Origin of the sequence: Bacillus sp. MYb78 (genome assembly GCF_002975115.1) — a bacterium.
Classification (GTDB): Bacteria; Bacillota; Bacilli; order Bacillales; family Bacillaceae_G; genus Bacillus_A; species Bacillus_A cereus.
The window spans coordinates 20,435-44,478 of record NZ_PCOB01000027.1; the positions used below are offsets into that span (position 1 = coordinate 20,435).

Here is a 24,044-nt window from a genome sequence, read left to right on the forward strand (position 1 = left end):
TTGATGCTTTAAAAAAAGCTCGCTCTCATGCGAGCTTTTTTTTTAACTGTAAAGAAAAGAGGTGGCCATATGGCAGACCATTATTTTTCTAACGACCCTTCTAGTAAAAGTGATCGTAAACGATGGGAATTTCCACTTCGTGGATCTCAATTTACTTTTTTATCTGACCATGGGGTGTTTTCGAAAAACGAGGTGGACTTTGGTTCTCGTCTTTTAATTGAAGCGTTTCAAATGCCGGATATTAAAGGTGATATATTAGACGTAGGTTGTGGATACGGTCCTATTGGTTTGTCGTTAGCGAAAGAGTTTCAAGGTTGTGAAGTTCACATGGTGGATGTGAATGAAAGGGCGCTTGGGCTTGCGAAAGAAAATGCCGCTAATAACAGAATCGAGAATATACGTATTTTTCAAAGTAGCGTCTATGAAAATGTAGATGGCGAGTATGCTGCTATTCTATCTAACCCTCCAATTCGTGCGGGTAAAGATATCGTACATGAGATTTTAGAAAAAGCTGTGGAGTATTTAGTTCCAGGTGGAGAACTTTGGATTGTTATTCAAAAGAAGCAAGGTGCACCATCTGCGCTGAAAAAACTAGAAGAAGTATTTTCTGAAGTTGAGATTGTAGAAAAGAAAAAAGGATATTATATCATAAAATCAAAAAAACGTTGACGGTTATTTTTGGCTATGTTAACATTATACAATGCCAATATATGATTTTCTGCGTTGAGAAAGATGTATATTTTTGTTTCTCTTGGAAAAGATAGTAAAATCAGCAGATTATGAAACAGAATGATGGTTTTCTTATAGAAGCCATTTTTCTTTTTTGAGCAGGTAGAAAGACTCAACGTATTTATCTTTAAGAGAAAAAGACTACGCTAATAGCAGTAGTTGTATTTATTTGTGATTTTGCACAAATTTTTTTGTGCATTTATAATACTCATGATTTGAGGGGTGAAGCAGTTGACAGGTCAACTAGTTCAATACGGACGCCACCGCCAACGAAGAAGTTATGCCCGTATTAGTGAAGTATTAGAGTTACCAAATCTTATCGAAATTCAAACCTCTTCTTATCAGTGGTTTCTTGATGAGGGTTTGCGAGAAATGTTCCAAGACATTTCTCCGATTGAAGACTTTACGGGAAATCTATCGCTTGAATTTATCGACTACAGCTTAGGTGAACCTAAATACTCTGTAGACGAATGCAAAGAGCGTGATGTGACGTATGCAGCACCACTTCGTGTAAAAGTGCGTCTAATCAACAAGGAAACTGGTGAAGTAAAAGAACAAGATGTGTTCATGGGAGATTTCCCACTCATGACAGAGACTGGAACATTCGTAATTAACGGTGCAGAACGTGTTATCGTTTCCCAGTTAGTTCGCTCTCCAAGCGTATACTATAGTGGCAAAGTGGATAAAAACGGAAAACGTGGTTTTACTGCTACTGTAATTCCAAACCGCGGAGCTTGGTTAGAGTATGAGACAGATGCTAAGGATGTTGTATATGTGCGTATTGACCGTACGCGTAAACTTCCTGTAACTGTTTTGTTACGCGCATTAGGGTTTGGCTCTGATCAAGAAATCACCGAGCTTTTAGGTGATAACGAATACTTAAGCAACACATTAGAAAAAGACAACACAGATAGTACAGAAAAAGCATTGCTTGAAATTTATGAGCGTCTACGTCCTGGTGAACCACCAACAGTAGAAAATGCTAAGAGCTTACTTGTGTCTCGTTTCTTCGATCCAAAGCGCTACGATTTAGCAAATGTAGGTCGCTATAAGATCAACAAGAAGTTACACATTAAAAACAGATTGTTTAATCAACGTTTAGCTGAAACATTAGTGGATCCAGAAACTGGTGAAATTTTAGCGGCAGAAGGAACAATCTTAGATCGTCGTACACTTGATCGCATTTTACCTTACTTAGAGAAAAACATTGGATTCAAAACAGCGAAACCAATGGGTGGAGTGGTAGAAGGCGATGTTGAGCTGCAATCTATTAAGATTTATGCTCCTGAGTCGGAAGGCGAACGTGTAATTAATGTAATTGGTAATGCAAATATTACTCGTGATGTGAAACACATCACACCAGGTGATATCCTTGCTTCTATCAGTTACTTCTTCAACCTACTATACAAAGTAGGGGATACAGATGATATTGACCATTTAGGAAACCGTCGTCTGCGTTCTGTTGGAGAACTATTACAAAATCAATTCCGTATCGGTCTTTCTCGTATGGAACGTGTTGTTCGTGAGAGAATGTCGATCCAAGATACAAATGCAATTACACCACAGGCGCTAATTAATATTCGTCCTGTTATTGCATCTATTAAAGAGTTCTTCGGAAGTTCTCAGTTATCTCAGTTCATGGACCAAACAAATCCATTAGCAGAGTTAACTCACAAACGAAGACTATCTGCATTAGGACCTGGTGGTTTAACGCGTGAGCGCGCAGGCTTTGAAGTACGTGACGTTCATTACTCCCACTACGGTCGTATGTGTCCGATTGAAACACCAGAGGGACCAAACATCGGTTTGATTAACTCATTATCTTCGTTCGCGAAAGTAAATGAGTTTGGTTTCATTGAAACACCATATCGTCGTGTTGACCCAGAAACTGGTCTTGTAACAGGGCATGTTGATTATTTAACAGCAGATGAAGAAGATAACTATGTTGTAGCCCAAGCGAATATGAAATTATCTGATGAAGGTGAATTCCTAAGTGAAGATATCGTAGCTCGTTTCCGTGGTGAAAACATTGTCACAAATAGAGAACGCATCGACTACATGGATGTATCTCCAAAACAAGTAGTGTCGGCAGCGACAGCTTGTATTCCGTTCTTAGAAAACGATGACTCTAACCGCGCACTTATGGGAGCGAACATGCAACGTCAGGCGGTTCCGTTAATGAATCCGGAATCTCCGATTGTAGGTACAGGTATGGAGTACGTATCAGCAAAAGACTCAGGTGCTGCAGTAATCTGTAAACATCCTGGTGTTGTTGAGCGCGTAGAAGCACGTGAAGTTTGGGTACGTCGCTATGTAGAAGTTGACGGTCAAACAGTAAAAGGCGACTTAGATCGCTACAAAATGCAAAAATTCATTCGTTCTAACCAAGGAACTTGTTACAACCAACGTCCAATCGTAAGTGTTGGAAATGAAGTTGTAAAAGGTGAAATCCTTGCGGATGGTCCTTCTATGGAATTAGGTGAACTAGCACTTGGACGTAACGTGCTTGTTGGCTTCATGACTTGGGACGGTTATAACTACGAGGATGCGATCATCATGAGTGAGCGCCTTGTAAAAGATGATGTGTACACTTCTATTCATATTGAAGAATATGAATCAGAAGCTCGTGATACGAAGCTTGGACCAGAAGAAATTACACGTGACATTCCAAACGTTGGGGAAGACGCATTACGTAACCTTGACGAGCGCGGTATCATTCGCGTTGGTGCTGAAGTAAAAGATGGAGATTTACTTGTTGGTAAAGTAACACCTAAAGGTGTAACAGAATTAACAGCTGAAGAACGTCTATTACATGCTATCTTTGGAGAAAAAGCGCGTGAAGTACGTGATACATCACTACGTGTACCACACGGTGGTGGCGGTATTATCTTAGACGTAAAAGTATTCAACCGTGAAGATGGCGATGAATTGCCACCAGGCGTGAATCAACTTGTACGTGCATATATCGTTCAAAAACGTAAAATTTCTGAAGGTGACAAGATGGCCGGACGTCACGGTAACAAAGGTGTTATTTCTCGTATTTTACCAGAAGAAGATATGCCTTACTTACCAGACGGTACGCCAATCGATATCATGTTAAACCCATTAGGGGTACCATCTCGTATGAATATCGGTCAGGTATTAGAGCTTCATCTTGGTATGGCAGCAAGATACCTGGGCATTCACATTGCAACACCAGTATTTGATGGTGCTCGTGAGGAAGATGTTTGGGGCACAATTGAAGAAGCTGGTATGGCAAATGACGCGAAAACAATCCTGTATGACGGACGTACTGGTGAACCATTCGATAACCGCGTATCTGTTGGTGTCATGTATATGATCAAACTTGCGCACATGGTTGACGATAAACTTCATGCTCGTTCTACTGGACCATACTCACTTGTAACGCAGCAACCTCTTGGAGGTAAAGCTCAGTTCGGTGGACAGCGTTTCGGTGAGATGGAGGTTTGGGCACTTGAAGCTTACGGTGCTGCTTATACTCTTCAAGAAATCTTAACAGTGAAGTCTGATGATGTTGTTGGACGTGTTAAGACTTATGAAGCAATTGTTAAAGGCGAAAATGTTCCAGAACCAGGCGTTCCTGAATCATTCAAAGTATTGATTAAAGAGCTGCAAAGTTTAGGTATGGACGTTAAAATGATGTCTAGCGACGATACAGAAATTGAAATGCGTGATACAGAAGATGACGATGATCATCAATCAGCAGATAAATTGAATGTCGAAGTTGAGACAACTAAGGAATAATTGGGATAACCTGTAGACTAAAAGGGAGGTAGGCCCCTTGATAGATGTAAATAACTTTGAATATATGAAGATTGGACTTGCTTCACCTGACAAGATTCGTTCTTGGTCATACGGTGAAGTTAAGAAACCAGAAACTATTAACTATCGTACGTTAAAGCCTGAAAAAGATGGCTTGTTCTGTGAGCGTATTTTCGGACCACAAAAGGACTGGGAATGTCATTGCGGAAAATACAAACGTGTACGTTATAAAGGTGTAGTTTGTGATCGATGTGGCGTTGAAGTAACGCGTGCAAAAGTACGTCGTGAACGTATGGGTCATATTGAATTAGCTGCTCCTGTATCTCATATTTGGTATTTCAAAGGTATCCCGAGCCGCATGGGACTTGTCTTAGACATGTCCCCTCGCGCGCTTGAAGAAGTAATTTATTTCGCTTCTTATGTTGTAACAGAAAGTGGAGATACACCACTTGATAAGAAGCAATTACTTTCTGAAAAAGAATACCGTGCATATCGTGATCGATATGGTAGCACATTCCAAGCTGCTATGGGTGCAGAAGCGATTAAAAAGCTACTACAAGACATTGATTTAGATAAAGAAGTAGACTTCTTAAAAGAAGAATTAAAAACAGCACAAGGACAACGCCGTACTCGTGCTATTAAACGTCTAGAAGTATTAGAAGCATTCCGTAACTCTGGAAATGAACCATCTTGGATGATCTTAGATGTTCTACCAGTTATCCCACCAGAACTACGCCCAATGGTACAGTTAGATGGTGGACGTTTTGCTACTTCTGACTTAAACGACTTATATCGTCGTGTAATTAACCGTAACAACCGTTTAAAACGTCTATTGGACCTAGGTGCTCCAAGCATCATCGTTCAAAACGAAAAACGTATGTTACAAGAAGCTGTAGATGCATTAATTGATAATGGTCGTCGTGGCCGTCCAGTAACTGGACCAGGTAACCGTCCATTAAAATCATTATCTCACATGCTTAAAGGTAAACAAGGACGTTTCCGTCAAAACTTATTAGGTAAACGTGTTGACTACTCTGGCCGTTCTGTAATCGTTGTAGGACCGAACTTAAAGATGTACCAATGTGGATTACCGAAAGAAATGGCGCTTGAACTGTTCAAACCTTTTGTTATGAAAGAGTTAGTTGGAAAAGGGTTAGCACACAACATTAAGAGTGCGAAACGTAAAATTGAGCGTGTACACCCTGAAGTTTGGGACGTTTTAGAATCTGTGATTAAAGAACATCCAGTACTTCTAAACCGCGCACCAACACTTCACCGTCTTGGTATCCAGGCGTTTGAACCTACATTAGTAGAAGGTCGCGCAATTCGTCTTCACCCACTTGTATGTACTGCATACAACGCGGACTTTGACGGTGACCAAATGGCGGTTCACGTTCCGTTATCATCAGAGGCACAAGCAGAAGCTCGTATTCTTATGTTAGCGGCACAAAACATCTTGAATCCAAAAGACGGAAAACCAGTTGTTACTCCATCTCAGGATATGGTATTAGGTAACTACTACTTAACACTTGAGCGTGAAGGCGCAATCGGTGAAGGTATGGTCTTCAAAGATGCAAACGAAGCAATACTTGCATATCAAAATGGATATGTACATCTGCACACACGTATTGCAGTTGCTGCAAGTTCAGTAAATAACGTAACGTTTACTGAAGAGCAAAAAGGTAAGCTTCTATTAACAACAGTTGGTAAATTAATATTTAACGAAATCTTACCAGAGTCGTTCCCTTATATTAATGAACCGACAAACTCAAACCTTGAAAAAGAAACACCAGCGGAATATTTCGTTGAAAAAGGTGCGAACATTAAAGAAATTATTGCTAGTCGCGAAGAAGTGGCGCCATTTAGCAAGAAGATCCTTGGTAACATCATTGCGGAAGTGTTCAAACGTTTCCAAATTACAGAAACGTCTCGCATGCTTGACCGTATGAAAAACTTAGGGTTCAAGTACTCTACAAAAGCTGGTATTACAGTTGGGGTATCTGACATTCTTGTATTAGGCGAAAAAGATGAAATTCTCCACGAAGCACAAGCAAAAGTAGATAATGTAATTAAACAATTCCGTCGCGGTTTAATCACGGAAGAAGAACGTTACGATCGCGTTATCTCTATTTGGAGTAATGCAAAAGATGTTATCCAAGGAAAACTGATGAAATCCTTGAATAAACGCAATCCAATCTTCATGATGAGTGACTCAGGTGCCCGTGGTAACGCATCTAACTTTACTCAGCTTGCTGGTATGCGTGGTCTGATGGCCAATCCATCTGGTCGTATCATCGAACTTCCAATCAAATCGAGTTTCCGTGAAGGTTTAACAGTACTTGAGTACTTCATCTCTACGCATGGTGCGCGTAAAGGTCTTGCCGATACAGCACTTAAAACTGCCGATTCTGGTTACTTAACACGTCGTCTTGTAGACGTTGCACAAGATGTAATTGTCCGTGAAGATGATTGTGGAACAGATCGTGGTCTATTAATTGGTGCGATTAAAGAGGGTAATGAAGTAATTGAGTCATTATATGATCGTCTTGTTGGACGTTTTGCAAGAAAAACTGTAAAACATCCTGAAACAGGTGAAGTATTAGTTAGTGAAAACCAATTAATTACTGAAGATATCGCTCATATCGTTGAAAATTCGGGTGTTGAAACTGTAAATATTCGTTCAGCGTTTACGTGTAACACTCGCCATGGTGTATGTAAGAAGTGTTACGGTCGTAACTTAGCAACTGGTACAGACGTAGAAGTAGGAGAAGCGGTAGGTATTATCGCAGCTCAATCTATCGGTGAGCCAGGTACACAGTTAACGATGCGTACATTCCATACAGGTGGGGTTGCCGGAGATGATATCACTCAAGGTTTACCTCGTATCCAAGAGATCTTCGAAGCTCGTAATCCGAAAGGTCAGGCAGTTATCAGTGAAATCGACGGTGTTATCGCAGCGATCAACGATGTTAAAGATCGCCAAGAAGTAGTTGTACAGGGTGAAGTTGAAGCTCGTACGTATGCTATTCCTTACGGTGCTCGTCTGAAAGTAACTCCAGGACAGCCAATTAGCCACGGTAAAGAGTTAACAGAAGGTTCTATTGATCCGAAAGAATTACTAAAAGTAACGGACATTACAGCAGTTCAAGAATACTTATTACGTGAAGTTCAAAAAGTATACCGTATGCAAGGGGTAGAAATTGGTGACAAACACGTAGAGGTAATGGTACGTCAAATGCTACGTAAAGTTCGTGTAAGTGATGCAGGTGAAACAGACGTATTACCAGGAACATTACTAGATATCCATCAGTTTACTGATGCGAATGCGAAGGTGTTACTGAAAGGTAAACAACCAGCGACAGCTAGACCTGTTCTACTTGGTATTACAAAAGCTTCACTTGAAACTGATTCATTCTTATCTGCAGCATCATTCCAAGAAACAACTCGTGTCTTAACTGATGCAGCAATTAAAGGTAAACGTGATGAGCTTCTAGGATTGAAAGAGAACGTTATTATCGGTAAACTTGTTCCTGCTGGAACAGGTATGAATCGTTATCGCAAAGTGGATCTTGTAAAAACAACACAAGATAACATGAATGTAGAAAACGATGAGATTTATGTGGAACAGTAAAATTTTCCGTCGTAAATTTTGTATAAAAACATCTAATCCTAGTTGACATTGTATGAGTCAAAATGTTACTATAATCAAGGTTGCTCCTGAACGATGCTTTGGAGGATATTTATATGTCTTATCAAAAAGTGTCAAATGCTGAAAATGTAGTCGTTGGTCATAAACGCACATTGGAAGCAATCAAAAATGGTATAGTTAAAGAAGTTGTTATTGCAGAAGATGCTGATGTGCGGTTAACCCATATTATCATTCGCACTGCTTTGCAACATAACATACCCATAACAAAGGTTGAATCAGTTCGTAAGCTTGGAAAAGTTTCGGGGATTCAAGTGGGAGCTTCAGCAATAGGAATAATAAGTTAAAACTGTTTTTGTGAGGAGAGAGCATTTGCTCTTCCTTGCAAAAACTTTGTTTTCAACTAATAATGAACCACCTGGATATGTGGTCATACAAACATGCGAAGGGAGGATAATCAAATGCCTACTATTAACCAATTAGTGAGAAATGGTCGTACTGATAAAGTATGGAAATCTAAATCACCTGCGTTAAACAAAGGATTTAACTCTTTAAAGAAAAAATCAACTGATATCTCTGCACCTCAAAAACGTGGTGTATGTACTCGTGTTGGTACAATGACTCCAAAGAAACCTAACTCAGCGTTACGTAAATACGCTCGTGTACGTTTAACAAACGGTATTGAAGTTACAGCTTACATCCCAGGTATCGGTCATAACTTACAAGAGCATAGCGTAGTATTAATTCGCGGTGGTCGAGTAAAGGATTTACCAGGGGTACGTTACCACATCGTTCGTGGAGCGCTTGATACAGCTGGTGTTGACAAACGTATGCAAGGACGTTCTAAATATGGTACTAAGCGACCAAAACCTGCTAAAAAATAATAAACTTATAATGAAAGGAGGAACTCAATATGCCTCGTAAAGGACCTGTTGCGAAACGTGACGTGTTACCAGATCCAATGTACAATTCTAAGCTAGTAACACGCCTTATCAACAAAATGATGGTTGACGGTAAAAAAGGTAAATCTCAAACAATTCTTTATAACGCTTTCGATATCGTTCGTGAACGTTCAGATAAAGAACCAATGGAAGTATTCGAGCAAGCTCTTAAGAACATCATGCCTGTTCTTGAAGTACGCGCTCGTCGTGTTGGTGGTGCTAACTACCAAGTTCCAGTTGAGGTTCGTCCAGAACGCCGTACAACTTTAGGTCTTCGCTGGTTAGTAAACTATGCTCGTCTTCGTGGTGAAAAAACTATGGAAGAGCGTCTAGCTTACGAAATCTTAGATGCAGCTAACAACGCTGGTGCATCTGTTAAGAAACGTGAAGACACTCATAAAATGGCAGAAGCTAACAAAGCATTTGCTCATTACCGTTGGTAGGATTCAACGTAAAATAAATGTATGCATAAACCGCTTTATTTGTCGCTTATGGAAGTGTGGAGAGGGAGAATGCCTCTCCCTTTCGTTGGGCGCTCGTTTTACATAATGAGGGTACTGGACACTGGCATATGTAACAATATAAAGTGGCTTTTTTGCTACTTAAAATAAAAAATCCAATCCATATATGGAAGGAGCAAGACACCAAATGACAAGAGAGTTCTCTTTAGAAAACACTCGTAATATTGGTATCATGGCTCACATCGATGCTGGTAAAACAACAGCAACTGAGCGTATTCTGTATTACACAGGACGTATTCATAAAATCGGTGAAACTCATGAAGGTGCATCTCAGATGGACTGGATGGAGCAAGAGCAAGAGCGTGGTATCACAATTACTTCTGCTGCAACTACAGCTCAATGGAAAGGTCACCGTGTAAACATCATTGACACTCCAGGACACGTAGACTTCACAGTAGAAGTAGAACGTTCTTTACGCGTACTTGATGGTGCGGTAGCAGTACTTGATGCACAATCTGGTGTAGAACCACAAACAGAAACTGTTTGGCGTCAGGCTACTACTTACGGTGTACCTCGTATCGTATTCGTTAACAAAATGGATAAGATCGGTGCAGATTTCTTATACTCTGTAGGAACAATCCACGATCGTTTACAAGCAAACGCACATCCAATTCAGTTACCAATCGGTGCTGAAGATGAGTTCAATGGTATCATTGACCTTGTTGAAGAGTGTGCTTACATGTACGGTAACGATTTAGGAACAGACATCGAGCGTGTCGAAATTCCTGAAGAGCACAAAGAACTAGCTGAAGAATACCGCGGAAAGCTTATTGAAGCGGTAGCTGAGCTTGATGAAGAAATGATGATGAAGTACCTAGAAGGTGAAGAAATCACTGTAGAAGAGCTTAAAGCTGGTATCCGTAAGGCTACAACTTCTGTAGAATTCTTCCCAGTAATCTGTGGTTCTGCATTCAAAAACAAAGGTGTTCAAATTCTGTTAGACGCAGTTATCGACTACCTACCATCTCCATTAGATGTACCTGCTATTAAAGGTACTCTTCCGGATACAGATGAAGAAATCGAACGTAAGTCTAGCGATGAAGAACCATTCGCAGCTTTAGCATTCAAAATCATGACTGACCCTTATGTTGGTAAGTTAACGTTCTTCCGTGTGTACTCTGGTGTGTTAAACTCTGGATCATACGTGAAAAACTCAACTAAAGGTAAGCGTGAGCGTGTAGGACGTATCCTACAAATGCACGCTAACAGCCGTGAAGAGATTTCAACAGTTTACGCTGGTGATATCGCTGCTGCTGTAGGTTTAAAAGATACTACTACTGGTGATACTCTTTGTGACGAGAAGAGCCTTGTTATCCTTGAGTCTATGGAATTCCCAGAGCCAGTTATCTCTGTAGCTATCGAACCAAAATCTAAAGCTGACCAAGATAAAATGGGTACAGCATTATCTAAGCTTTCTGAAGAAGATCCAACATTCCGTGCTCACACTGACCAAGAAACTGGCCAAACTATCATCGCTGGTATGGGTGAACTTCACCTTGATATCATCGTTGACCGTATGCGCCGTGAATTCAAAGTCGAAGCAAACGTTGGTGCTCCTCAGGTAGCATACCGTGAAACTTTCCGCGCTGCTGCGAAAGTTGAAGGTAAGTTTGCTCGTCAATCTGGTGGACGTGGACAATTCGGTCACGTTTGGATTGAGTTTGCACCTAACGAAGAAGGTAAAGGATTTGAATTCGAAAACAAAATCGTCGGCGGTGTAGTTCCACGTGAATACATCCCAGCTGTTGGAGCGGGTCTTGAAGACTCACTTAAAAATGGTGTACTAGCTGGTTATCCACTAGTTGACATTAAAGCAGCATTAGTTGACGGTTCTTACCATGATGTCGATTCATCTGAGATGGCGTTCAAAATCGCTGCATCAATGGCACTTAAAGCTGCGGTTTCTAAATGTAACCCAGTAATTCTTGAGCCAATGATGAAAGTTGAAGTTGTAATTCCTGAAGAGTACATGGGAGACATCATGGGTGACGTAACATCTCGTCGTGGACGTGTAGAAGGTATGGAAGCTCGCGGTAACGCACAAGTTGTTCGCGCTATGGTTCCACTTTCTGAAATGTTCGGTTATGCGACAGCATTACGTTCTAACACTCAAGGACGCGGAACATTCTCAATGACATTTGATCATTATGAAGAAGTACCGAAGTCTGTTTCAGAAGAAATTATTAAAAAAAATAAAGGCGAATAATTGATTTTTATCAATTGTTCGAGTATAACTACTTATGTAAGCTTAGAAAGTGGGACGTAAGTTTCGCTTTCTAGTCTAAATATAAAATAACCTATATAAACTAAGGAGGAATTTAGAATGGCTAAAGCTAAATTCGAACGTTCTAAACCCCATGTTAACATCGGTACAATCGGCCACGTTGACCATGGTAAAACTACATTAACTGCTGCGATCACTACAGTTCTTGCAAAAGCTGGTGGTGCTGAAGCACGCGGATACGATCAAATCGACGCTGCTCCAGAAGAAAGAGAGCGCGGAATCACAATCTCAACTGCACACGTTGAGTACGAAACTGAAACTCGTCACTATGCACACGTTGACTGCCCAGGTCACGCTGACTATGTTAAAAACATGATCACTGGTGCTGCTCAAATGGACGGCGGTATCTTAGTAGTATCTGCTGCTGATGGCCCAATGCCTCAAACACGTGAGCACATCCTTCTTTCTCGTCAAGTAGGTGTTCCTTACATCGTTGTATTCTTAAACAAATGCGACATGGTAGACGACGAAGAATTATTAGAATTAGTAGAAATGGAAGTTCGTGACCTATTATCTGAATACGGATTCCCAGGCGACGACATTCCTGTAATCAAAGGTTCTGCTCTTAAAGCTCTTCAAGGAGAAGCTGATTGGGAAGCAAAAATCATTGAATTAATGACTGAAGTTGATGCTTACATCCCAACTCCAGAACGTGAAACTGACAAACCATTCTTAATGCCTATCGAGGATGTATTCTCTATCACAGGTCGTGGTACAGTTGCAACTGGTCGTGTAGAGCGCGGAATCGTTAAAGTTGGTGACGTAGTAGAAATCATCGGTCTTGCTGAAGAGAATGCTTCTACAACTGTAACTGGTGTAGAAATGTTCCGTAAACTTCTTGACCAAGCTCAAGCTGGAGACAACATCGGTGCTCTTCTTCGTGGGGTTGCTCGTGAAGACATCCAACGTGGACAAGTTCTTGCTAAAACTGGCTCTGTAAAAGCACACGCTAAATTCAAAGCTGAAGTTTTCGTATTATCTAAAGAAGAAGGTGGACGTCACACTCCATTCTTCGCTAACTACCGTCCTCAGTTCTACTTCCGTACAACTGACGTAACTGGTATCATCCAATTACCAGAAGGTACTGAAATGGTAATGCCTGGTGACAACATCGAAATGACTATCGAACTTATCGCTCCAATCGCTATCGAAGAGGGAACTAAATTCTCTATTCGTGAAGGTGGACGTACAGTAGGTTACGGTGTAGTTGCTACTATCGTTGAGTAATCTTAGCTGATATAAAAAAACCTAAGGGATTTTCCCTTAGGTTTTTTGTTTGCGTTTATATAAAGAAGAAGAGTGTGTTTTTTTTGTTTTGACGAGTTTCTTCTATAGTAATATAAAAACAACAAAAGATAATCCAGAAACTGTAAAACGAATTCTGTTAGATGAAAACTTGAAATTCTTTAAAGTGCCATGTATAATAGCAAAAGTAGAGAAAAGCAGATGCAAACAAAAAGATGCTTGCATCTAGACGAATAACATTGTATAATAGACAATGTTGGTCTTTGACTGCGATGAAGTGGAAGGTTGCTGACACACCCGGCCGCTTTGCCATGGCATGGTGTGGGGAAATTTCCATGGAGAAGGTCTATTTTAGAAATAGGCGAACGAAGGAGGGAAAATAATGGCAAAAGAAAAAATTCGTATCCGTTTAAAAGCTTATGATCACCGTATTCTTGATCAATCAGCTGAGAAAATTGTAGAAACAGCTAAGCGTTCTGGGGCAACAGTTTCTGGTCCGATCCCATTACCAACTGAGAAGACTATTTACACAATTCTTCGTGCTGTTCATAAGTACAAAGATTCTCGTGAGCAATTCGAAATGCGCACACACAAACGTTTAATCGATATCGTGAGTCCTACTCCACAAACAGTAGATTCATTAATGCGTTTAGACTTACCGTCTGGTGTAGATATCGAAATCAAACTATAAATTATATAACTTAAAAATGTAGGAGGTGTAACTCATGACCAAAGGAATCTTAGGAAGAAAGATCGGTATGACTCAAGTATTTGCTGAGAACGGTGAGTTAATCCCAGTAACAGTTATCGCTGCTAATCCAAACGTTGTTCTTCAAAAGAAAACAACTGAAACTGATGGCTACAATGCAATCCAGTTAGGATTTGAAGATAAGCGTGAAAAGTTAACTAACAAACCTGAACAAGGCCACACTGCTAAAGCATCTACAACTCCTAAGCGCTTCATTCGCGAAATCCGCGATGCAGACGTGGACGGATTAGAGGTTGGTCAAGAGGTAAAAGTTGAAGTTTTCGCTGCAGGTGAAATCGTTGACGTAACAGGAATTTCTAAAGGTAAAGGTTTCCAAGGTGTTATCAAACGCCACGGACAATCTCGCGGACCTATGTCTCATGGTTCTCGCTATCACCGTCGTCCAGGTTCAATGGGCCCAGTTGCTCCGAACCGTGTATTCAAAGGCAAAAAACTTGCTGGACGTATGGGTGGAGACCAAGTTACTATCCAAAACTTAGAAATCGTTCAAGTTGACACTGAGCGCAACTTATTACTAGTAAAAGGTAACGTTCCAGGTGCTAAGAAATCTCTTGTAGTTGTTCAAGGCGCTGTGAAGGTTAGCAAATAATTCACAATAGGAAGGAGGAATTCCAATGCCAAAAGTTACTGTATATAACCAAACTGGTTCACAGGTTGGTGAAATCGAATTAGCTGAAGCTATTTTCGGTATCGAACCAAATGAAGCTGTACTTTTCGAAGCTGTAATGATGCAACGTGCATCTTTACGTCAAGGTACACACAAAGTAAAAACTCGCTCTGAAGTTCGCGGTGGTGGTCGTAAACCATGGCGTCAAAAAGGAACTGGACGTGCTCGTCAAGGGTCTATCCGCTCTCCTCAATGGCGTGGTGGTGGTACGGTATTCGGACCTACACCAAGAAGCTATGCGTACAAACTTCCTAAGAAAGTTCGTCGTTTAGCAATCAAATCTGCATTAGCTACTAAAGTAGTTGAGAACAACATTGTAGTTCTTGAAGACCTAGTGTTAAATGCACCAAAAACAAAAGACATGCTAGCAGTACTTAAAGGATTAACTGTTGAGAAGAAAGCTCTTATCGTAACTGCTGATGCAAACGAATCTGTAGAGTTATCTGCTCGCAATATCCCTGGAGTAACAGTAATCACTGCTGATGGCGTAAACGTTTTAGACGTGCTTCATCATGATAAGCTAATCATGACAAAAGCGGCAGTGGAAAAAGTAGAGGAGGTGCTTGCATAATGAGAGATCCTCGTGATATCATTAAGCGCCCAGTTATCACTGAACGTTCTATGGAAATGATGGCTGAAAAAAAATACACGTTCGATGTGGACGTTAAATCTAATAAAACAGAAGTTAAAGATGCTCTTGAAGCGATCTTTGGTGTTAAAGTAGAAAAAGTGAACATCATGAACTACAAGCCGAAAGCAAAACGCGTTGGTCGTCACGCTGGTTTTACTAGCCGTCGTCGTAAAGCAATCGTTAAGCTAACTGCTGACAGCAAAGAAATCGAAATCTTCCAAGGCGTTTAATTCTTACTAAAGAAGGAGGGAAATTGAGATGGGAATTAAAAAGTATAATCCAACTACTAACGGTCGTCGTAATATGACTACGAATGATTTCGCTGAAATCACGACTGACAGACCCGAAAAGTCATTACTTGCTCCTTTAAGCAAGAAGGCTGGTCGTAATAACCAAGGTAAAATTACTGTACGTCATCAAGGTGGCGGACATAAGCGTCAATACCGTATCATCGACTTTAAGCGTAACAAAGATGGAATTCCAGGACGCGTTGCTACGATCGAATACGATCCAAACCGCTCTGCGAATATCGCATTAATTAACTACGTTGACGGTGAAAAACGTTACATTCTTGCTCCTAAATCTTTAGAAGTAGGTATGGAAGTTATGTCTGGCCCAGAAGCTGACATCAAAATCGGTAACGCATTACCATTAATCAACATTCCAGTAGGTACTGTTGTTCATAACATCGAGCTTAAGCCTGGTCGTGGCGGACAATTAGTTCGTTCTGCTGGTACATCTGCTCAAGTACTTGGTAAAGAAGGTAAATACGTACTTGTACGTTTAACTTCTGGTGAAGTACGTCTTGTATTATCTGCTTGTCGCGCTTCAATCGGTCAAGTAGGTAACGAACAACACGAACTTATTAAAATCGGTAAAGCAGGTCGCTCTCGCTGGTTAGGTAAACGCCCAACAGTTCGTGGTTCTGTAATGAACCCGGTTGATCACCCACACGGTGGTGGTGAAGGACGTTCTCCAATCGGACGTAAGTCTCCAATGTCTCCATGGGGTAAACCAACTCTTGGATTCAAGACTCGTAAGAAAAACAAAGCGTCTGACAAATTCATCGTTCGTCGTCGTAAAAAATAATGGGATTGTAGTACGGTTCATTTCTAGAACCGTACGCCAATCACGAAGGGAGGCACCAAAATGGCTCGTAGCTTAAAAAAAGGACCATTTGTCGATGATCACTTAATGAGCAAAATGGAAAAATTAGTTGCATCTGAGCAAAAACAAGTTGTTAAAACTTGGTCTCGCCGTTCAACAATCTTCCCTCAGTTCATCGGACACACAATCGCTGTATATGATGGTCGTAAACACGTACCTGTGTACATCACTGAGGATATGGTTGGCCATAAGTTAGGTGAATTCGCACCAACTCGTACGTATAAAGGTCACCTTGCTGACGATAAGAAAACTAGAAGATAATGAGAGGAGGCACTTCAATGCAAGCTAAAGCAGTAGCGAGAACAGTTCGTATTGCTCCTCGTAAAGTTCGTTTAGTAGTAGACTTAATCCGAGGTAAGCAAGTGGGTGAAGCGATTGCTATCCTTAACCACACACCAAAAACTGCTTCTCCAGTTGTAGAAAAAGTTTTAAAATCTGCAATCGCAAATGCAGAGCACAATTATGAGATGGACATTAACAACCTAGTTGTTGAAAAAGTCTTCGTTGACGAAGGTCCAACGTTGAAACGTTTCCGTCCACGTGCAATGGGTCGTGCAAGCCAAATTAACAAACGCACAAGCCACATTACAGTTGTGGTATCAGAAAAGAAGGAGGGATAATCGATGGGTCAAAAGGTTAATCCAATTGGTCTTCGTGTCGGTGTTATCCGTGACTGGGAATCTCGTTGGTTCGCTGAGAAAGATTACGCTACATTATTACATGAAGACATCAAAATCCGTGAGTACATTAATGTACGCTTAAAAGATTCTGCTGTTGCTAAAGTAGAAATCGAACGTGCAGCAAATCGTGTAAATGTTACAATTCACACTGCAAAACCTGGTATGGTAATTGGTAAAGGTGGTACTGAAGTTGAAGCACTTCGTAAAGCTCTTAACCAATTAACAGGCAAGCGTGTACACATCAACATTTTAGAAGTTAAGAGAGCTGATCTTAACGCTAAATTAGTAGGCGAAAACATCGCTCGTCAATTAGAAAACCGTGTATCATTCCGTCGTGCACAAAAGCAAGTTATTCAACGTGCTATGCGTGCAGGTGCTAAAGGTATTAAAACACAGGTTTCTGGTCGTCTTGGCGGAGCTGATATCGCTCGTGCAGAATCTTACAGTGAAGGAACTGTTCCACTTCATACACTTCGCGCTGATATTGACTATGCAGCAGTTGAAGCTGATACAACATACGGTAAATTAGGCGTAAAAGTATGGATCTACCGTGGAGAAGTCCTTCCTACAAAAAAGAAAGCTTCTGAGGAAGGAGGAAAATAATATGTTAATGCCAAAACGCGTAAAATATCGTAGAGAGCATCGTGGTAAAATGCGTGGTCGTGCTAAAGGTGGAACTGAAGTTGCTTTCGGTGAATTCGGTTTACAAGCACAAGCTGCTTCATGGATTACAAACCGTCAAATCGAAGCTGCTCGTCGTGCAATGACTCGTTACATGAAACGTGGCGGTAAAGTATGGATTAAAATTTTCCCTTCTAAACCTTACACTGCAAAACCTCTAGAAGTACGTATGGGTTCCGGTAAAGGGGCACCAGAAGGCTGGGTAGCAGTAGTAAAACCTGGGAAAATTATGTTCGAAATCGCGGGTGTATCTGAAGAGGTAGCACGCGAAGCATTACGTCTTGCAGCTCACAAGTTACCTGTGAAATGTAAATTCGTAAAACGTGAAGAAAATGGTGGTGAATCTAATGAAAACTAATGATATTCGTGAATTAACCACTGCCGAAATCGAAACAAAAGTTAAAGCTTTAAAGGAAGAGTTGTTTAATCTTCGCTTCCAACTTGCTACAGGACAATTAGAGAATCCAACTCGCATTCGTGAAGTGCGTAAAGCAATTGCTCGTATGAAAACTGTAGTTCGTGAAAGAGAGATCGGAATTAATCGATAAATTGAGGGGAGGTTTGCATAGTGAGCGAACGTAACCAACGCAAAGTTTATACTGGTCGTGTAGTGTCTGACAAAATGGACAAAACGATTACAGTTTTAGTTGAAACTTACAAAACTCATTCCTTGTACGGAAAACGTGTTAAGTATTCTAAGAAGTACAAAGCCCATGATGAGCAAAACCAAGCGAAACTTGGCGATATCGTTAAAATCATGGAAACTCGCCCGCTTTCTGCTACTAAGCGTTTCCGTTTAGTTGAAATCGTTGAAGAAGCGGTTATTATCTAAATAGACGAATCGGAATTTTTAGTCCGAAGGGAGGTTTCATAACATGATCCAACAAGAATCTCGTTTGAAAGTTGCTGACAACTCTGGTGCACGTGAACTTTTAACAATTAAAGTATTAGGCGGCTCTGGTCGTAAATATGCTAACATTGGTGACATTATCGTTGCTACGGTAAAACAAGCAACACCAGGTGGCGTTGTTAAAAAAGGTGACGTTGTTAAAGCAGTAGTAGTACGTACGAAGAGCGGAGCTCGTCGTCCGGACGGTTCTTACATCAAATTTGATGAAAACGCAGCGGTTATCATTAAAGACGATAAGAGCCCACGTGGTACTCGTATCTTCGGACCAGTAGCTCGTGAATTACGTGATAGCAACTTCATGAAGATCGTTTCTTTAGCTCCAGAAGTTCTATAATTTAAGGTATTGCCTTGCTAAGGAGGTGCAGAATTAAGATGCATGTAAAAAAAGGTGATAAAGTACAGGTAATCACTGGTAAAGACAAAGGAAAACAAGGCGTTATCCTTGTGGCTTTCCCAAAGCAAAACCGTGTTATCGTTGAGGGTGTTAACATCGTTAAAAAACACTCTAAGCCATCTCAATTAAATCCACAAGGTGGAATTATTACTAAAGAAGCACCTATTCACGTTTCTAACGTTATGATTTTAGATCCGAAAACAGGTGAACCTACTCGCGTAGGCTTCAAAGTAGAAGATGGTAAAAAAGTTCGTATTGCAAAAAAATCTGGTGAATTATTAGATAAATAATTTTCTTAAGAAAGGAGGTCACTTCATTGAATCGCCTTAAAGAGAAGTTCCAAAAGGAAATTACTCCTGCTCTAGTGAGCAAGTTTAACTATAAATCTGTGATGGAAGTACCGAAAATCGAAAAGATCGTAATCAACACTGGTGTTGGTGACGCGGTATCTAACTCAAAAGCTTTAGACAATGCAGTAGAAGAATTAACACAAATCGCAGGTCAAAAACCTGTTGTAACTCGTGCTAAAAAATCAATCGCTGGTTTCCGTCTTCGTGAAGGTATGCCAATCGGTGCGAAAGTAACTTTACGCGGCGAGCAAATGTATGAGTTCTTCGACAAATTAGTATCGGTTTCTTTACCACGTGTACGTGATTTCCGTGGTGTTTCTAAGAAATCATTCGATGGTCGTGGGAACTACACATTAGGTGTTAAAGAGCAACTTATCTTCCCTGAGATTGATTATGATAAAGTAAGCAAAGTACGCGGTATGGACATCGTAATCGTTACTACAGCGAAAACTGATGAAGAAGCTCGTGAACTTTTAACACAATTCGGTATGCCATTCCAAAAATAATGGAAGCCAACGCTAAGTAGAGGAGGCGAAAACGTGGCTAAAAAATCTATGATAGCGAAACAAAAGCGTACTCCTAAGTTTAAAGTACAAGAGTATACACGTTGCGAACGCTGCGGTCGTCCGCATTCTGTATACCGCAAATTTAAACTTTGCCGTATTTGTTTCCGTGAACTTGCATATAAAGGTCAAATTCCTGGTGTTAAAAAAGCTAGTTGGTAAAACCCACAAATGGGAAGGAGGTAAAACACATGGTGATGACAGATCCAATTGCAGACATGCTTACTCGCATCCGTAATGCGAACATGGTACGTCATGAGAAATTAGAGGTTCCTGCTTCTAAAATCAAAAAAGAGATCGCTGAACTTTTAAAACGTGAAGGTTTCATTCGTGATGTAGAATACATCGAGGATAACAAACAAGGTATCCTTCGTATTTTCCTGAAATATGGTGCAAACAATGAACGTGTAATCACTGGATTAAAACGTATCAGTAAACCTGGCTTACGCGTTTACGCTAAAGCTGACGAAGTACCACGTGTACTTAACGGATTAGGTATCGCTCTTGTTTCTACATCTAAGGGAGTAATGACAGACAAAGACGCTCGTCAATTACAAACTGGTGGAGAAGTAGTAGCATACGTTTGGTAATATATATTTAAAACGAACGGAGGTGTGACCACATGTCTCGTATTGGTAAAAAGATTCTTGAAATCCCTGCAGGTGTTACTATTACAATTGCAGAAGACAATACTGTAACAGTAAAAGGCCCTAAAGGTGAATTAACTCGTAAATTCAATGCTGATATGTCTATCAAAATTGAAGAAAATACACTAACAGTTGAGCGTCCATCTGAACAGAAGGAACACCGTGCATTACACGGTACAACTCGTGCTTTAATCGGAAACATGGTTGAAGGTGTAACTGCAGGTTTCGCACGCGGACTTGAATTAGTCGGTGTTGGTTACCGTGCTCAAAAACAAGGAGATAAACTTGTTTTAAGCGTAGGTTATTCTCATCCAGTAGAAATGACTCCGGAAGCAGGACTTGAAGTTGAAGTACCTGCACCAACTAAAATCGTAATTAAAGGTATCGACAAGCAACGTGTTGGCGAATTTGCTGCTAACATCCGTGCTGTACGTGCTCCTGAGCCTTACAAAGGTAAAGGTATTCGTTACGAAGGCGAAGTTGTTCGTCGTAAAGAAGGTAAAACTGCTAAGTAAACCCGTTAGGTGAGAGAAAGGAGTGACAAGAAAATGATCACTAAAGCTGATAAAAATGCGACTCGTAAGAAAAGACATGCACGTGTACGTGCTAAACTTACTGGTACTGCAGAGCGTCCACGTTTAAACGTGTTCCGTTCTAACCAACATATTTACGCTCAAGTTATTGATGATGTGAATGGTGTAACGTTAGTAAGTGCATCTACTCTTGATAAAGACCTTGCTCTTAACGGTACTAGCAATACTGAAGCTGCTACGAAAGTTGGAGAATCAGTTGCTAAGCGTGCTGTAGAGAAAGGCGTTAAAGAAGTAGTATTTGATCGCGGTGGTTACTTATACCATGGCCGTGTTAAAGCTCTAGCTGAAGCTGCTCGTGAGGCTGGATTACAATTTTAATGGTCAAAGGAGGGAAAATTGATGCATCGCATTGACCCAAGTAAATTAGAACTTGAAGAACGTGTAGTTACGATAAATCGTGTCGCGAAAGTTGTTAAGGGTGGTCGTCGTTTCCGCTTTGCTGCACTAGTTGTAGTTGGCGATAAAAACGGTCATGTTGGATTCGGTACTGGTAAAGCACAAGAGGTACCAGACGCAATCCGCAAAGCTATCGAAGACGCTAAGAAAAACTTAATCGCTGTACCATTAGTTGGTACAACAATTCCACACACAATCAACGGTCACTTTGGAGCTGGTGAAGTATTCTTAAAACCTGCTGCTGAAGGTACTGGTGTTATTGCTGGTGGACCTGTTCGTGCGGTACTTGAATTAGCTGGTGTACAAGATATTCTTTCGAAATCTCTTGGTTCTAACACACCAATCAACATGATTCGCGCTACTGTGAACGGATTAAGCGAACTTAAGCGCGCTGAAGATGTTGCAAAATTACGCGGTAAATCTGTAGAAGAGCTACTAGGTTAAGGAGGGAAAACAAATGGCGAAAAAGTTAGAAATTACCCTCACTCGTAGTGTAATTGGTCGTCCACAAGATCAACGTGCGACGGTAGAAGCTTTAGGTCTTAAAAAGTTGAATTCAACTGTAGTTAAGGAAGAAACTCCTGCTATTCTTGGTATGATCAACAAAGTTTCTCACCTTTTAACTGTAAAAGAAGCTTAAGGATAACTCATTAATATAAGGAGGTGCCTGGGAATGAAACTTCATGAATTAAAACCTGCAGAAGGTTCTCGTAAAGTACGTAACCGTGTCGGTCGTGGTATCGGTTCTGGTAACGGTAAAACTGCTGGTAAAGGTCATAAAGGACAAAACGCACGTTCTGGTGGCGGTGTTCGTCTTGGCTTCGAAGGTGGTCAAACTCCATTATTCCGTCGTTTACCAAAACGCGGCTTCACAAACATTAACCGTAAAGAGTTTACTATTGTAAACTTATCAACGTTAAATCGTTTTGAAGATGGTACAGAAGTAACACCTGAATTATTGCTGGAAACTGGCGTTATCAGCAAGTTAAACGACGGTGTTAAAATTCTTGCAAGCGGAGCAGTAGAGAAAAAACTAACTGTTAAAGCGCACAAGTTCTCTTCAAGTGCTAAAGAAGCAATTGAAGCAGCTGGCGGATCAGTTGAGGTGATCTAATGTTTCGTACAATCTCCAACTTTATGCGCGTTGCTGAGATAAGACGTAAAATATTATTCACTTTAGCGATGTTAATCGTATTCAGGATTGGCACGTTTATCCCAGTGCCATTTACAAATGGAGACGTACTGAAAGCACAAGACCAATTAAATGCTTTAGGTATTCTAAATACATTTGGCGGTGGCGCCTTGAAAAACTTCTCCATCTTTGCGATGGGAATCATGCCGTATATTACAGCATCCATCATCGTGCAATTATTGCAGATGGATGTTGTTCCTAAATTTTCGGAATGGTCGAAGCAAGGTGAAATGGGCCGTCGTAAACTAACGCAATTCACGCGTTACTTTACAATTGTTCTTGCGTTTATTCAGGGGTTTGGTATGTCAATCGGTTTTAACGGTATGGTAGGTGGGCAATTAATTTTGAATCCTGGTTGGAGCACTTATTTATACATTGCTACGGTACTGACTGCTGGTACTGCATTTTTAATGTGGTTAGGCGAACAGATTACAGCTAAAGGTGTGGGTAATGGTATTTCCATCCTTATCTTTGGCGGTATTGCTGCAGCGATCCCAAGTGTTATATCTCAAGTGTATCAACAACAGTTTCAAAATATCGGAGATCAATTGTTCATGAGTATCGTTAAAGTTGCATTGATTTTACTAGCTGTGCTAGCAGTTATTGTTGGTGTTATTTTCATTCAACAAGCTGTTAGAAAGATCCCAATTCAATACGCGAAGCGTGTAACAGGAGGGAATGGGAATCATGCTGGAGCACAAAACACACATTTACCGCTTAAGGTAAATAGTGCGGGTGTTATTCCAGTCATTTTTGCTGTTTCATTCTTAATTACGCCTCCAACTATTGCACAGTTCTTCCCGAAACATGATGTATCGCAGTGGATTATTGCAAACTTTAACTATTCTCACCCAGTGGGAATGATCATATATGTTGCGCTCATTGTAGCCTTCACATATTTCTATGCGTTTGTTCAGGTTAATCCAGAGCAAATGTCAGAGAATCTAAACAAGCAAGGTGGATATGTTCCAGGTATTCGTCCGGGTAAGAATACAGAACAATATCTAACAAAAATCTTGTATCGTTTGACCTTTGTAGGATCAATTTTCCTAGCAGCGATTGCAATCTTACCAGTTATCTTTACGAAATTGGGAAATCTTCCTCCATCTGCACAGATTGGTGGAACGAGTATGTTAATCGTTGTCGGCGTTGCTTTAGAAACAATGAAGCAGCTAGAAAGCCAACTGGTAAAACGCCATTACAAAGGGTTTATCAAGCAGTGAGTAAGTGGGAAGAACCATCTTCCCTACATGCT

The 24,044-nt window shown here is 40.7% G+C and carries 30 protein-coding genes; all 30 read left to right on the forward strand.

The window, feature by feature from the left end:
* Nucleotides 1-69: 69 nt before the first annotated feature.
* Entirely contained in the window at nt 70-669 is a 600-nt protein-coding gene (locus CQ064_RS29310) for a class I SAM-dependent methyltransferase (protein WP_000763269.1), read from the forward strand.
* Between the two features lie 291 nt (nt 670-960).
* Nucleotides 961-4,494: a DNA-directed RNA polymerase subunit beta gene (gene rpoB / locus CQ064_RS29315; RefSeq protein ID WP_000147553.1), complete on the forward strand. Its 3,534-nt coding sequence runs from the start codon at nt 961-963 to the stop codon at nt 4,492-4,494.
* A 37-nt stretch (nt 4,495-4,531) separates the two neighbouring features.
* Nucleotides 4,532-8,143 carry a DNA-directed RNA polymerase subunit beta' gene (gene rpoC / locus CQ064_RS29320; protein ID WP_000567942.1) on the forward strand — a complete coding sequence of 1,204 codons (3,612 nt, stop codon included), beginning with the start codon at nt 4,532-4,534 and terminating at the stop codon, nt 8,141-8,143.
* Between the two features lie 113 nt (nt 8,144-8,256).
* Entirely contained in the window at nt 8,257-8,505 is a 249-nt protein-coding gene (locus tag CQ064_RS29325; RefSeq protein WP_000121831.1) for a 50S ribosomal protein L7ae-like protein, read from the forward strand.
* Between the two features lie 114 nt (nt 8,506-8,619).
* Entirely contained in the window at nt 8,620-9,042 is a 423-nt protein-coding gene (rpsL, locus tag CQ064_RS29330) for a 30S ribosomal protein S12 (RefSeq protein ID WP_001142341.1), read from the forward strand.
* Nucleotides 9,043-9,071: 29 nt separating this feature from the next.
* Nucleotides 9,072-9,542, forward strand: a complete 471-nt coding sequence (gene rpsG, locus CQ064_RS29335) for a 30S ribosomal protein S7 (protein ID WP_001137492.1) — start codon at nt 9,072-9,074, stop codon at nt 9,540-9,542.
* 205 nt (nt 9,543-9,747) lie between these two features.
* Nucleotides 9,748-11,826, forward strand: a complete 2,079-nt coding sequence (gene fusA, locus CQ064_RS29340; RefSeq protein WP_000196383.1) for an elongation factor G — start codon at nt 9,748-9,750, stop codon at nt 11,824-11,826.
* A gap of 117 nt (nt 11,827-11,943) precedes the next feature.
* Nucleotides 11,944-13,131 carry an elongation factor Tu gene (tuf, locus tag CQ064_RS29345; protein WP_001029617.1) on the forward strand — a complete coding sequence of 396 codons (1,188 nt, stop codon included), beginning with the start codon at nt 11,944-11,946 and terminating at the stop codon, nt 13,129-13,131.
* A gap of 400 nt (nt 13,132-13,531) precedes the next feature.
* Complete coding sequence (rpsJ, locus tag CQ064_RS29355; RefSeq protein ID WP_001040595.1) at nt 13,532-13,840, forward strand: 30S ribosomal protein S10; 309 nt, start codon at nt 13,532-13,534, stop codon at nt 13,838-13,840.
* 34 nt (nt 13,841-13,874) lie between these two features.
* A complete protein-coding gene (gene rplC, locus CQ064_RS29360) occupies nt 13,875-14,507 on the forward strand; it encodes a 50S ribosomal protein L3 (RefSeq protein WP_000160209.1) in 633 nt (210 codons plus the stop codon).
* Between the two features lie 25 nt (nt 14,508-14,532).
* Nucleotides 14,533-15,156, forward strand: a complete 624-nt coding sequence (rplD, locus tag CQ064_RS29365) for a 50S ribosomal protein L4 (protein ID WP_001127258.1) — start codon at nt 14,533-14,535, stop codon at nt 15,154-15,156.
* The gene (rplW, locus tag CQ064_RS29370; RefSeq protein WP_001205558.1) at nt 15,156-15,446 is read left to right on the forward strand and encodes a 50S ribosomal protein L23; all 291 of its coding nucleotides are present in this window, start codon (nt 15,156-15,158) and stop codon (nt 15,444-15,446) included. Before rplD ends, rplW begins: the two co-directional genes overlap by 1 nt.
* Before the next feature lie 28 nt (nt 15,447-15,474).
* Entirely contained in the window at nt 15,475-16,305 is an 831-nt protein-coding gene (gene rplB / locus CQ064_RS29375; RefSeq protein WP_000511583.1) for a 50S ribosomal protein L2, read from the forward strand.
* A 60-nt stretch (nt 16,306-16,365) separates the two neighbouring features.
* Complete coding sequence (gene rpsS, locus CQ064_RS29380) at nt 16,366-16,644, forward strand: 30S ribosomal protein S19 (protein WP_000124454.1); 279 nt, start codon at nt 16,366-16,368, stop codon at nt 16,642-16,644.
* Nucleotides 16,645-16,661: 17 nt separating this feature from the next.
* Nucleotides 16,662-17,003, forward strand: coding sequence for a 50S ribosomal protein L22 (gene rplV / locus CQ064_RS29385; protein ID WP_001148024.1), 342 nt, complete (start codon nt 16,662-16,664; stop codon nt 17,001-17,003).
* A 3-nt stretch (nt 17,004-17,006) separates the two neighbouring features.
* Entirely contained in the window at nt 17,007-17,666 is a 660-nt protein-coding gene (rpsC, locus tag CQ064_RS29390; protein WP_000529956.1) for a 30S ribosomal protein S3, read from the forward strand.
* Nucleotide 17,667: 1 nt separating this feature from the next.
* Nucleotides 17,668-18,102: a 50S ribosomal protein L16 gene (gene rplP / locus CQ064_RS29395; RefSeq protein WP_000928971.1), complete on the forward strand. Its 435-nt coding sequence runs from the start codon at nt 17,668-17,670 to the stop codon at nt 18,100-18,102.
* Nucleotides 18,092-18,292, forward strand: coding sequence for a 50S ribosomal protein L29 (rpmC, locus tag CQ064_RS29400; protein ID WP_000855718.1), 201 nt, complete (start codon nt 18,092-18,094; stop codon nt 18,290-18,292). The genes rplP and rpmC overlap by 11 nt, the downstream gene beginning before the upstream one ends.
* A 20-nt stretch (nt 18,293-18,312) precedes the next feature.
* Nucleotides 18,313-18,576, forward strand: a complete 264-nt coding sequence (gene rpsQ, locus CQ064_RS29405) for a 30S ribosomal protein S17 (protein WP_000004106.1) — start codon at nt 18,313-18,315, stop codon at nt 18,574-18,576.
* A 43-nt stretch (nt 18,577-18,619) separates the two neighbouring features.
* Complete coding sequence (rplN, locus tag CQ064_RS29410; RefSeq protein WP_000615912.1) at nt 18,620-18,988, forward strand: 50S ribosomal protein L14; 369 nt, start codon at nt 18,620-18,622, stop codon at nt 18,986-18,988.
* A 38-nt stretch (nt 18,989-19,026) separates the two neighbouring features.
* A complete protein-coding gene (gene rplX, locus CQ064_RS29415) occupies nt 19,027-19,338 on the forward strand; it encodes a 50S ribosomal protein L24 (RefSeq protein ID WP_000558200.1) in 312 nt (103 codons plus the stop codon).
* A gap of 26 nt (nt 19,339-19,364) precedes the next feature.
* On the forward strand, nt 19,365-19,904 hold the full coding sequence (gene rplE, locus CQ064_RS29420; protein WP_001080829.1) for a 50S ribosomal protein L5: 540 nt from the start codon (nt 19,365-19,367) through the stop codon (nt 19,902-19,904).
* A gap of 33 nt (nt 19,905-19,937) precedes the next feature.
* Nucleotides 19,938-20,123, forward strand: coding sequence for a 30S ribosomal protein S14 (rpsN, locus tag CQ064_RS29425; RefSeq protein ID WP_001085700.1), 186 nt, complete (start codon nt 19,938-19,940; stop codon nt 20,121-20,123).
* A 29-nt stretch (nt 20,124-20,152) separates the two neighbouring features.
* The gene (gene rpsH / locus CQ064_RS29430; RefSeq protein WP_000245511.1) at nt 20,153-20,551 is read left to right on the forward strand and encodes a 30S ribosomal protein S8; all 399 of its coding nucleotides are present in this window, start codon (nt 20,153-20,155) and stop codon (nt 20,549-20,551) included.
* 32 nt (nt 20,552-20,583) lie between these two features.
* Nucleotides 20,584-21,123 (forward strand): 50S ribosomal protein L6, encoded by a 540-nt coding sequence (rplF, locus tag CQ064_RS29435; RefSeq protein ID WP_000086551.1) that lies wholly within the window; start codon nt 20,584-20,586, stop codon nt 21,121-21,123.
* Between the two features lie 33 nt (nt 21,124-21,156).
* Entirely contained in the window at nt 21,157-21,519 is a 363-nt protein-coding gene (gene rplR / locus CQ064_RS29440) for a 50S ribosomal protein L18 (RefSeq protein ID WP_000628818.1), read from the forward strand.
* 21 nt (nt 21,520-21,540) lie between these two features.
* Nucleotides 21,541-22,041 carry a 30S ribosomal protein S5 gene (gene rpsE, locus CQ064_RS29445; RefSeq protein ID WP_000554646.1) on the forward strand — a complete coding sequence of 167 codons (501 nt, stop codon included), beginning with the start codon at nt 21,541-21,543 and terminating at the stop codon, nt 22,039-22,041.
* Between the two features lie 13 nt (nt 22,042-22,054).
* Nucleotides 22,055-22,237, forward strand: coding sequence for a 50S ribosomal protein L30 (rpmD, locus tag CQ064_RS29450; RefSeq protein WP_001085233.1), 183 nt, complete (start codon nt 22,055-22,057; stop codon nt 22,235-22,237).
* A 33-nt stretch (nt 22,238-22,270) separates the two neighbouring features.
* On the forward strand, nt 22,271-22,711 hold the full coding sequence (gene rplO / locus CQ064_RS29455) for a 50S ribosomal protein L15 (protein WP_000766083.1): 441 nt from the start codon (nt 22,271-22,273) through the stop codon (nt 22,709-22,711).
* Nucleotides 22,711-24,012 carry a preprotein translocase subunit SecY gene (gene secY / locus CQ064_RS29460; protein ID WP_000490118.1) on the forward strand — a complete coding sequence of 434 codons (1,302 nt, stop codon included), beginning with the start codon at nt 22,711-22,713 and terminating at the stop codon, nt 24,010-24,012. Before rplO ends, secY begins: the two co-directional genes overlap by 1 nt.
* Nucleotides 24,013-24,044: the final 32 nt, after the last annotated feature.

Excerpts from the sequence above, each read along its gene's own strand:
- rplX (WP_000558200.1), top strand. The coding sequence starts at position 19,027 with ATGCATGTAAAAAAAGGTGATAAAGTACAGGTAATCACTGGTAAAGAC.
- rpsC (WP_000529956.1), top strand. The coding sequence starts at position 17,007 with ATGGGTCAAAAGGTTAATCCAATTGGTCTTCGTGTCGGTGTTATCCGT.
- rplR (WP_000628818.1), top strand. The coding sequence starts at position 21,157 with ATGATCACTAAAGCTGATAAAAATGCGACTCGTAAGAAAAGACATGCA.
- rplW (WP_001205558.1), top strand. The coding sequence starts at position 15,156 with ATGAGAGATCCTCGTGATATCATTAAGCGCCCAGTTATCACTGAACGT.
- CQ064_RS29325 (WP_000121831.1), top strand. The coding sequence starts at position 8,257 with ATGTCTTATCAAAAAGTGTCAAATGCTGAAAATGTAGTCGTTGGTCAT.
- rplB (WP_000511583.1), top strand. The coding sequence starts at position 15,475 with ATGGGAATTAAAAAGTATAATCCAACTACTAACGGTCGTCGTAATATG.
- CQ064_RS29310 (WP_000763269.1), top strand. The coding sequence starts at position 70 with ATGGCAGACCATTATTTTTCTAACGACCCTTCTAGTAAAAGTGATCGT.
- rpsL (WP_001142341.1), top strand. The coding sequence starts at position 8,620 with ATGCCTACTATTAACCAATTAGTGAGAAATGGTCGTACTGATAAAGTA.
- rpsH (WP_000245511.1), top strand. The coding sequence starts at position 20,153 with ATGGTGATGACAGATCCAATTGCAGACATGCTTACTCGCATCCGTAAT.
- rplN (WP_000615912.1), top strand. The coding sequence starts at position 18,620 with ATGATCCAACAAGAATCTCGTTTGAAAGTTGCTGACAACTCTGGTGCA.
- rplD (WP_001127258.1), top strand. The coding sequence starts at position 14,533 with ATGCCAAAAGTTACTGTATATAACCAAACTGGTTCACAGGTTGGTGAA.
- rplP (WP_000928971.1), top strand. The coding sequence starts at position 17,668 with ATGTTAATGCCAAAACGCGTAAAATATCGTAGAGAGCATCGTGGTAAA.
- rpmD (WP_001085233.1), top strand. The coding sequence starts at position 22,055 with ATGGCGAAAAAGTTAGAAATTACCCTCACTCGTAGTGTAATTGGTCGT.
- rplF (WP_000086551.1), top strand. The coding sequence starts at position 20,584 with ATGTCTCGTATTGGTAAAAAGATTCTTGAAATCCCTGCAGGTGTTACT.
- tuf (WP_001029617.1), top strand. The coding sequence starts at position 11,944 with ATGGCTAAAGCTAAATTCGAACGTTCTAAACCCCATGTTAACATCGGT.
- rpsG (WP_001137492.1), top strand. The coding sequence starts at position 9,072 with ATGCCTCGTAAAGGACCTGTTGCGAAACGTGACGTGTTACCAGATCCA.
- rpmC (WP_000855718.1), top strand. The coding sequence starts at position 18,092 with ATGAAAACTAATGATATTCGTGAATTAACCACTGCCGAAATCGAAACA.
- rpsS (WP_000124454.1), top strand. The coding sequence starts at position 16,366 with ATGGCTCGTAGCTTAAAAAAAGGACCATTTGTCGATGATCACTTAATG.
- fusA (WP_000196383.1), top strand. The coding sequence starts at position 9,748 with ATGACAAGAGAGTTCTCTTTAGAAAACACTCGTAATATTGGTATCATG.
- secY (WP_000490118.1), top strand. The coding sequence starts at position 22,711 with ATGTTTCGTACAATCTCCAACTTTATGCGCGTTGCTGAGATAAGACGT.
- rpsE (WP_000554646.1), top strand. The coding sequence starts at position 21,541 with ATGCATCGCATTGACCCAAGTAAATTAGAACTTGAAGAACGTGTAGTT.
- rplV (WP_001148024.1), top strand. The coding sequence starts at position 16,662 with ATGCAAGCTAAAGCAGTAGCGAGAACAGTTCGTATTGCTCCTCGTAAA.
- rplO (WP_000766083.1), top strand. The coding sequence starts at position 22,271 with ATGAAACTTCATGAATTAAAACCTGCAGAAGGTTCTCGTAAAGTACGT.
- rplC (WP_000160209.1), top strand. The coding sequence starts at position 13,875 with ATGACCAAAGGAATCTTAGGAAGAAAGATCGGTATGACTCAAGTATTT.
- rpsJ (WP_001040595.1), top strand. The coding sequence starts at position 13,532 with ATGGCAAAAGAAAAAATTCGTATCCGTTTAAAAGCTTATGATCACCGT.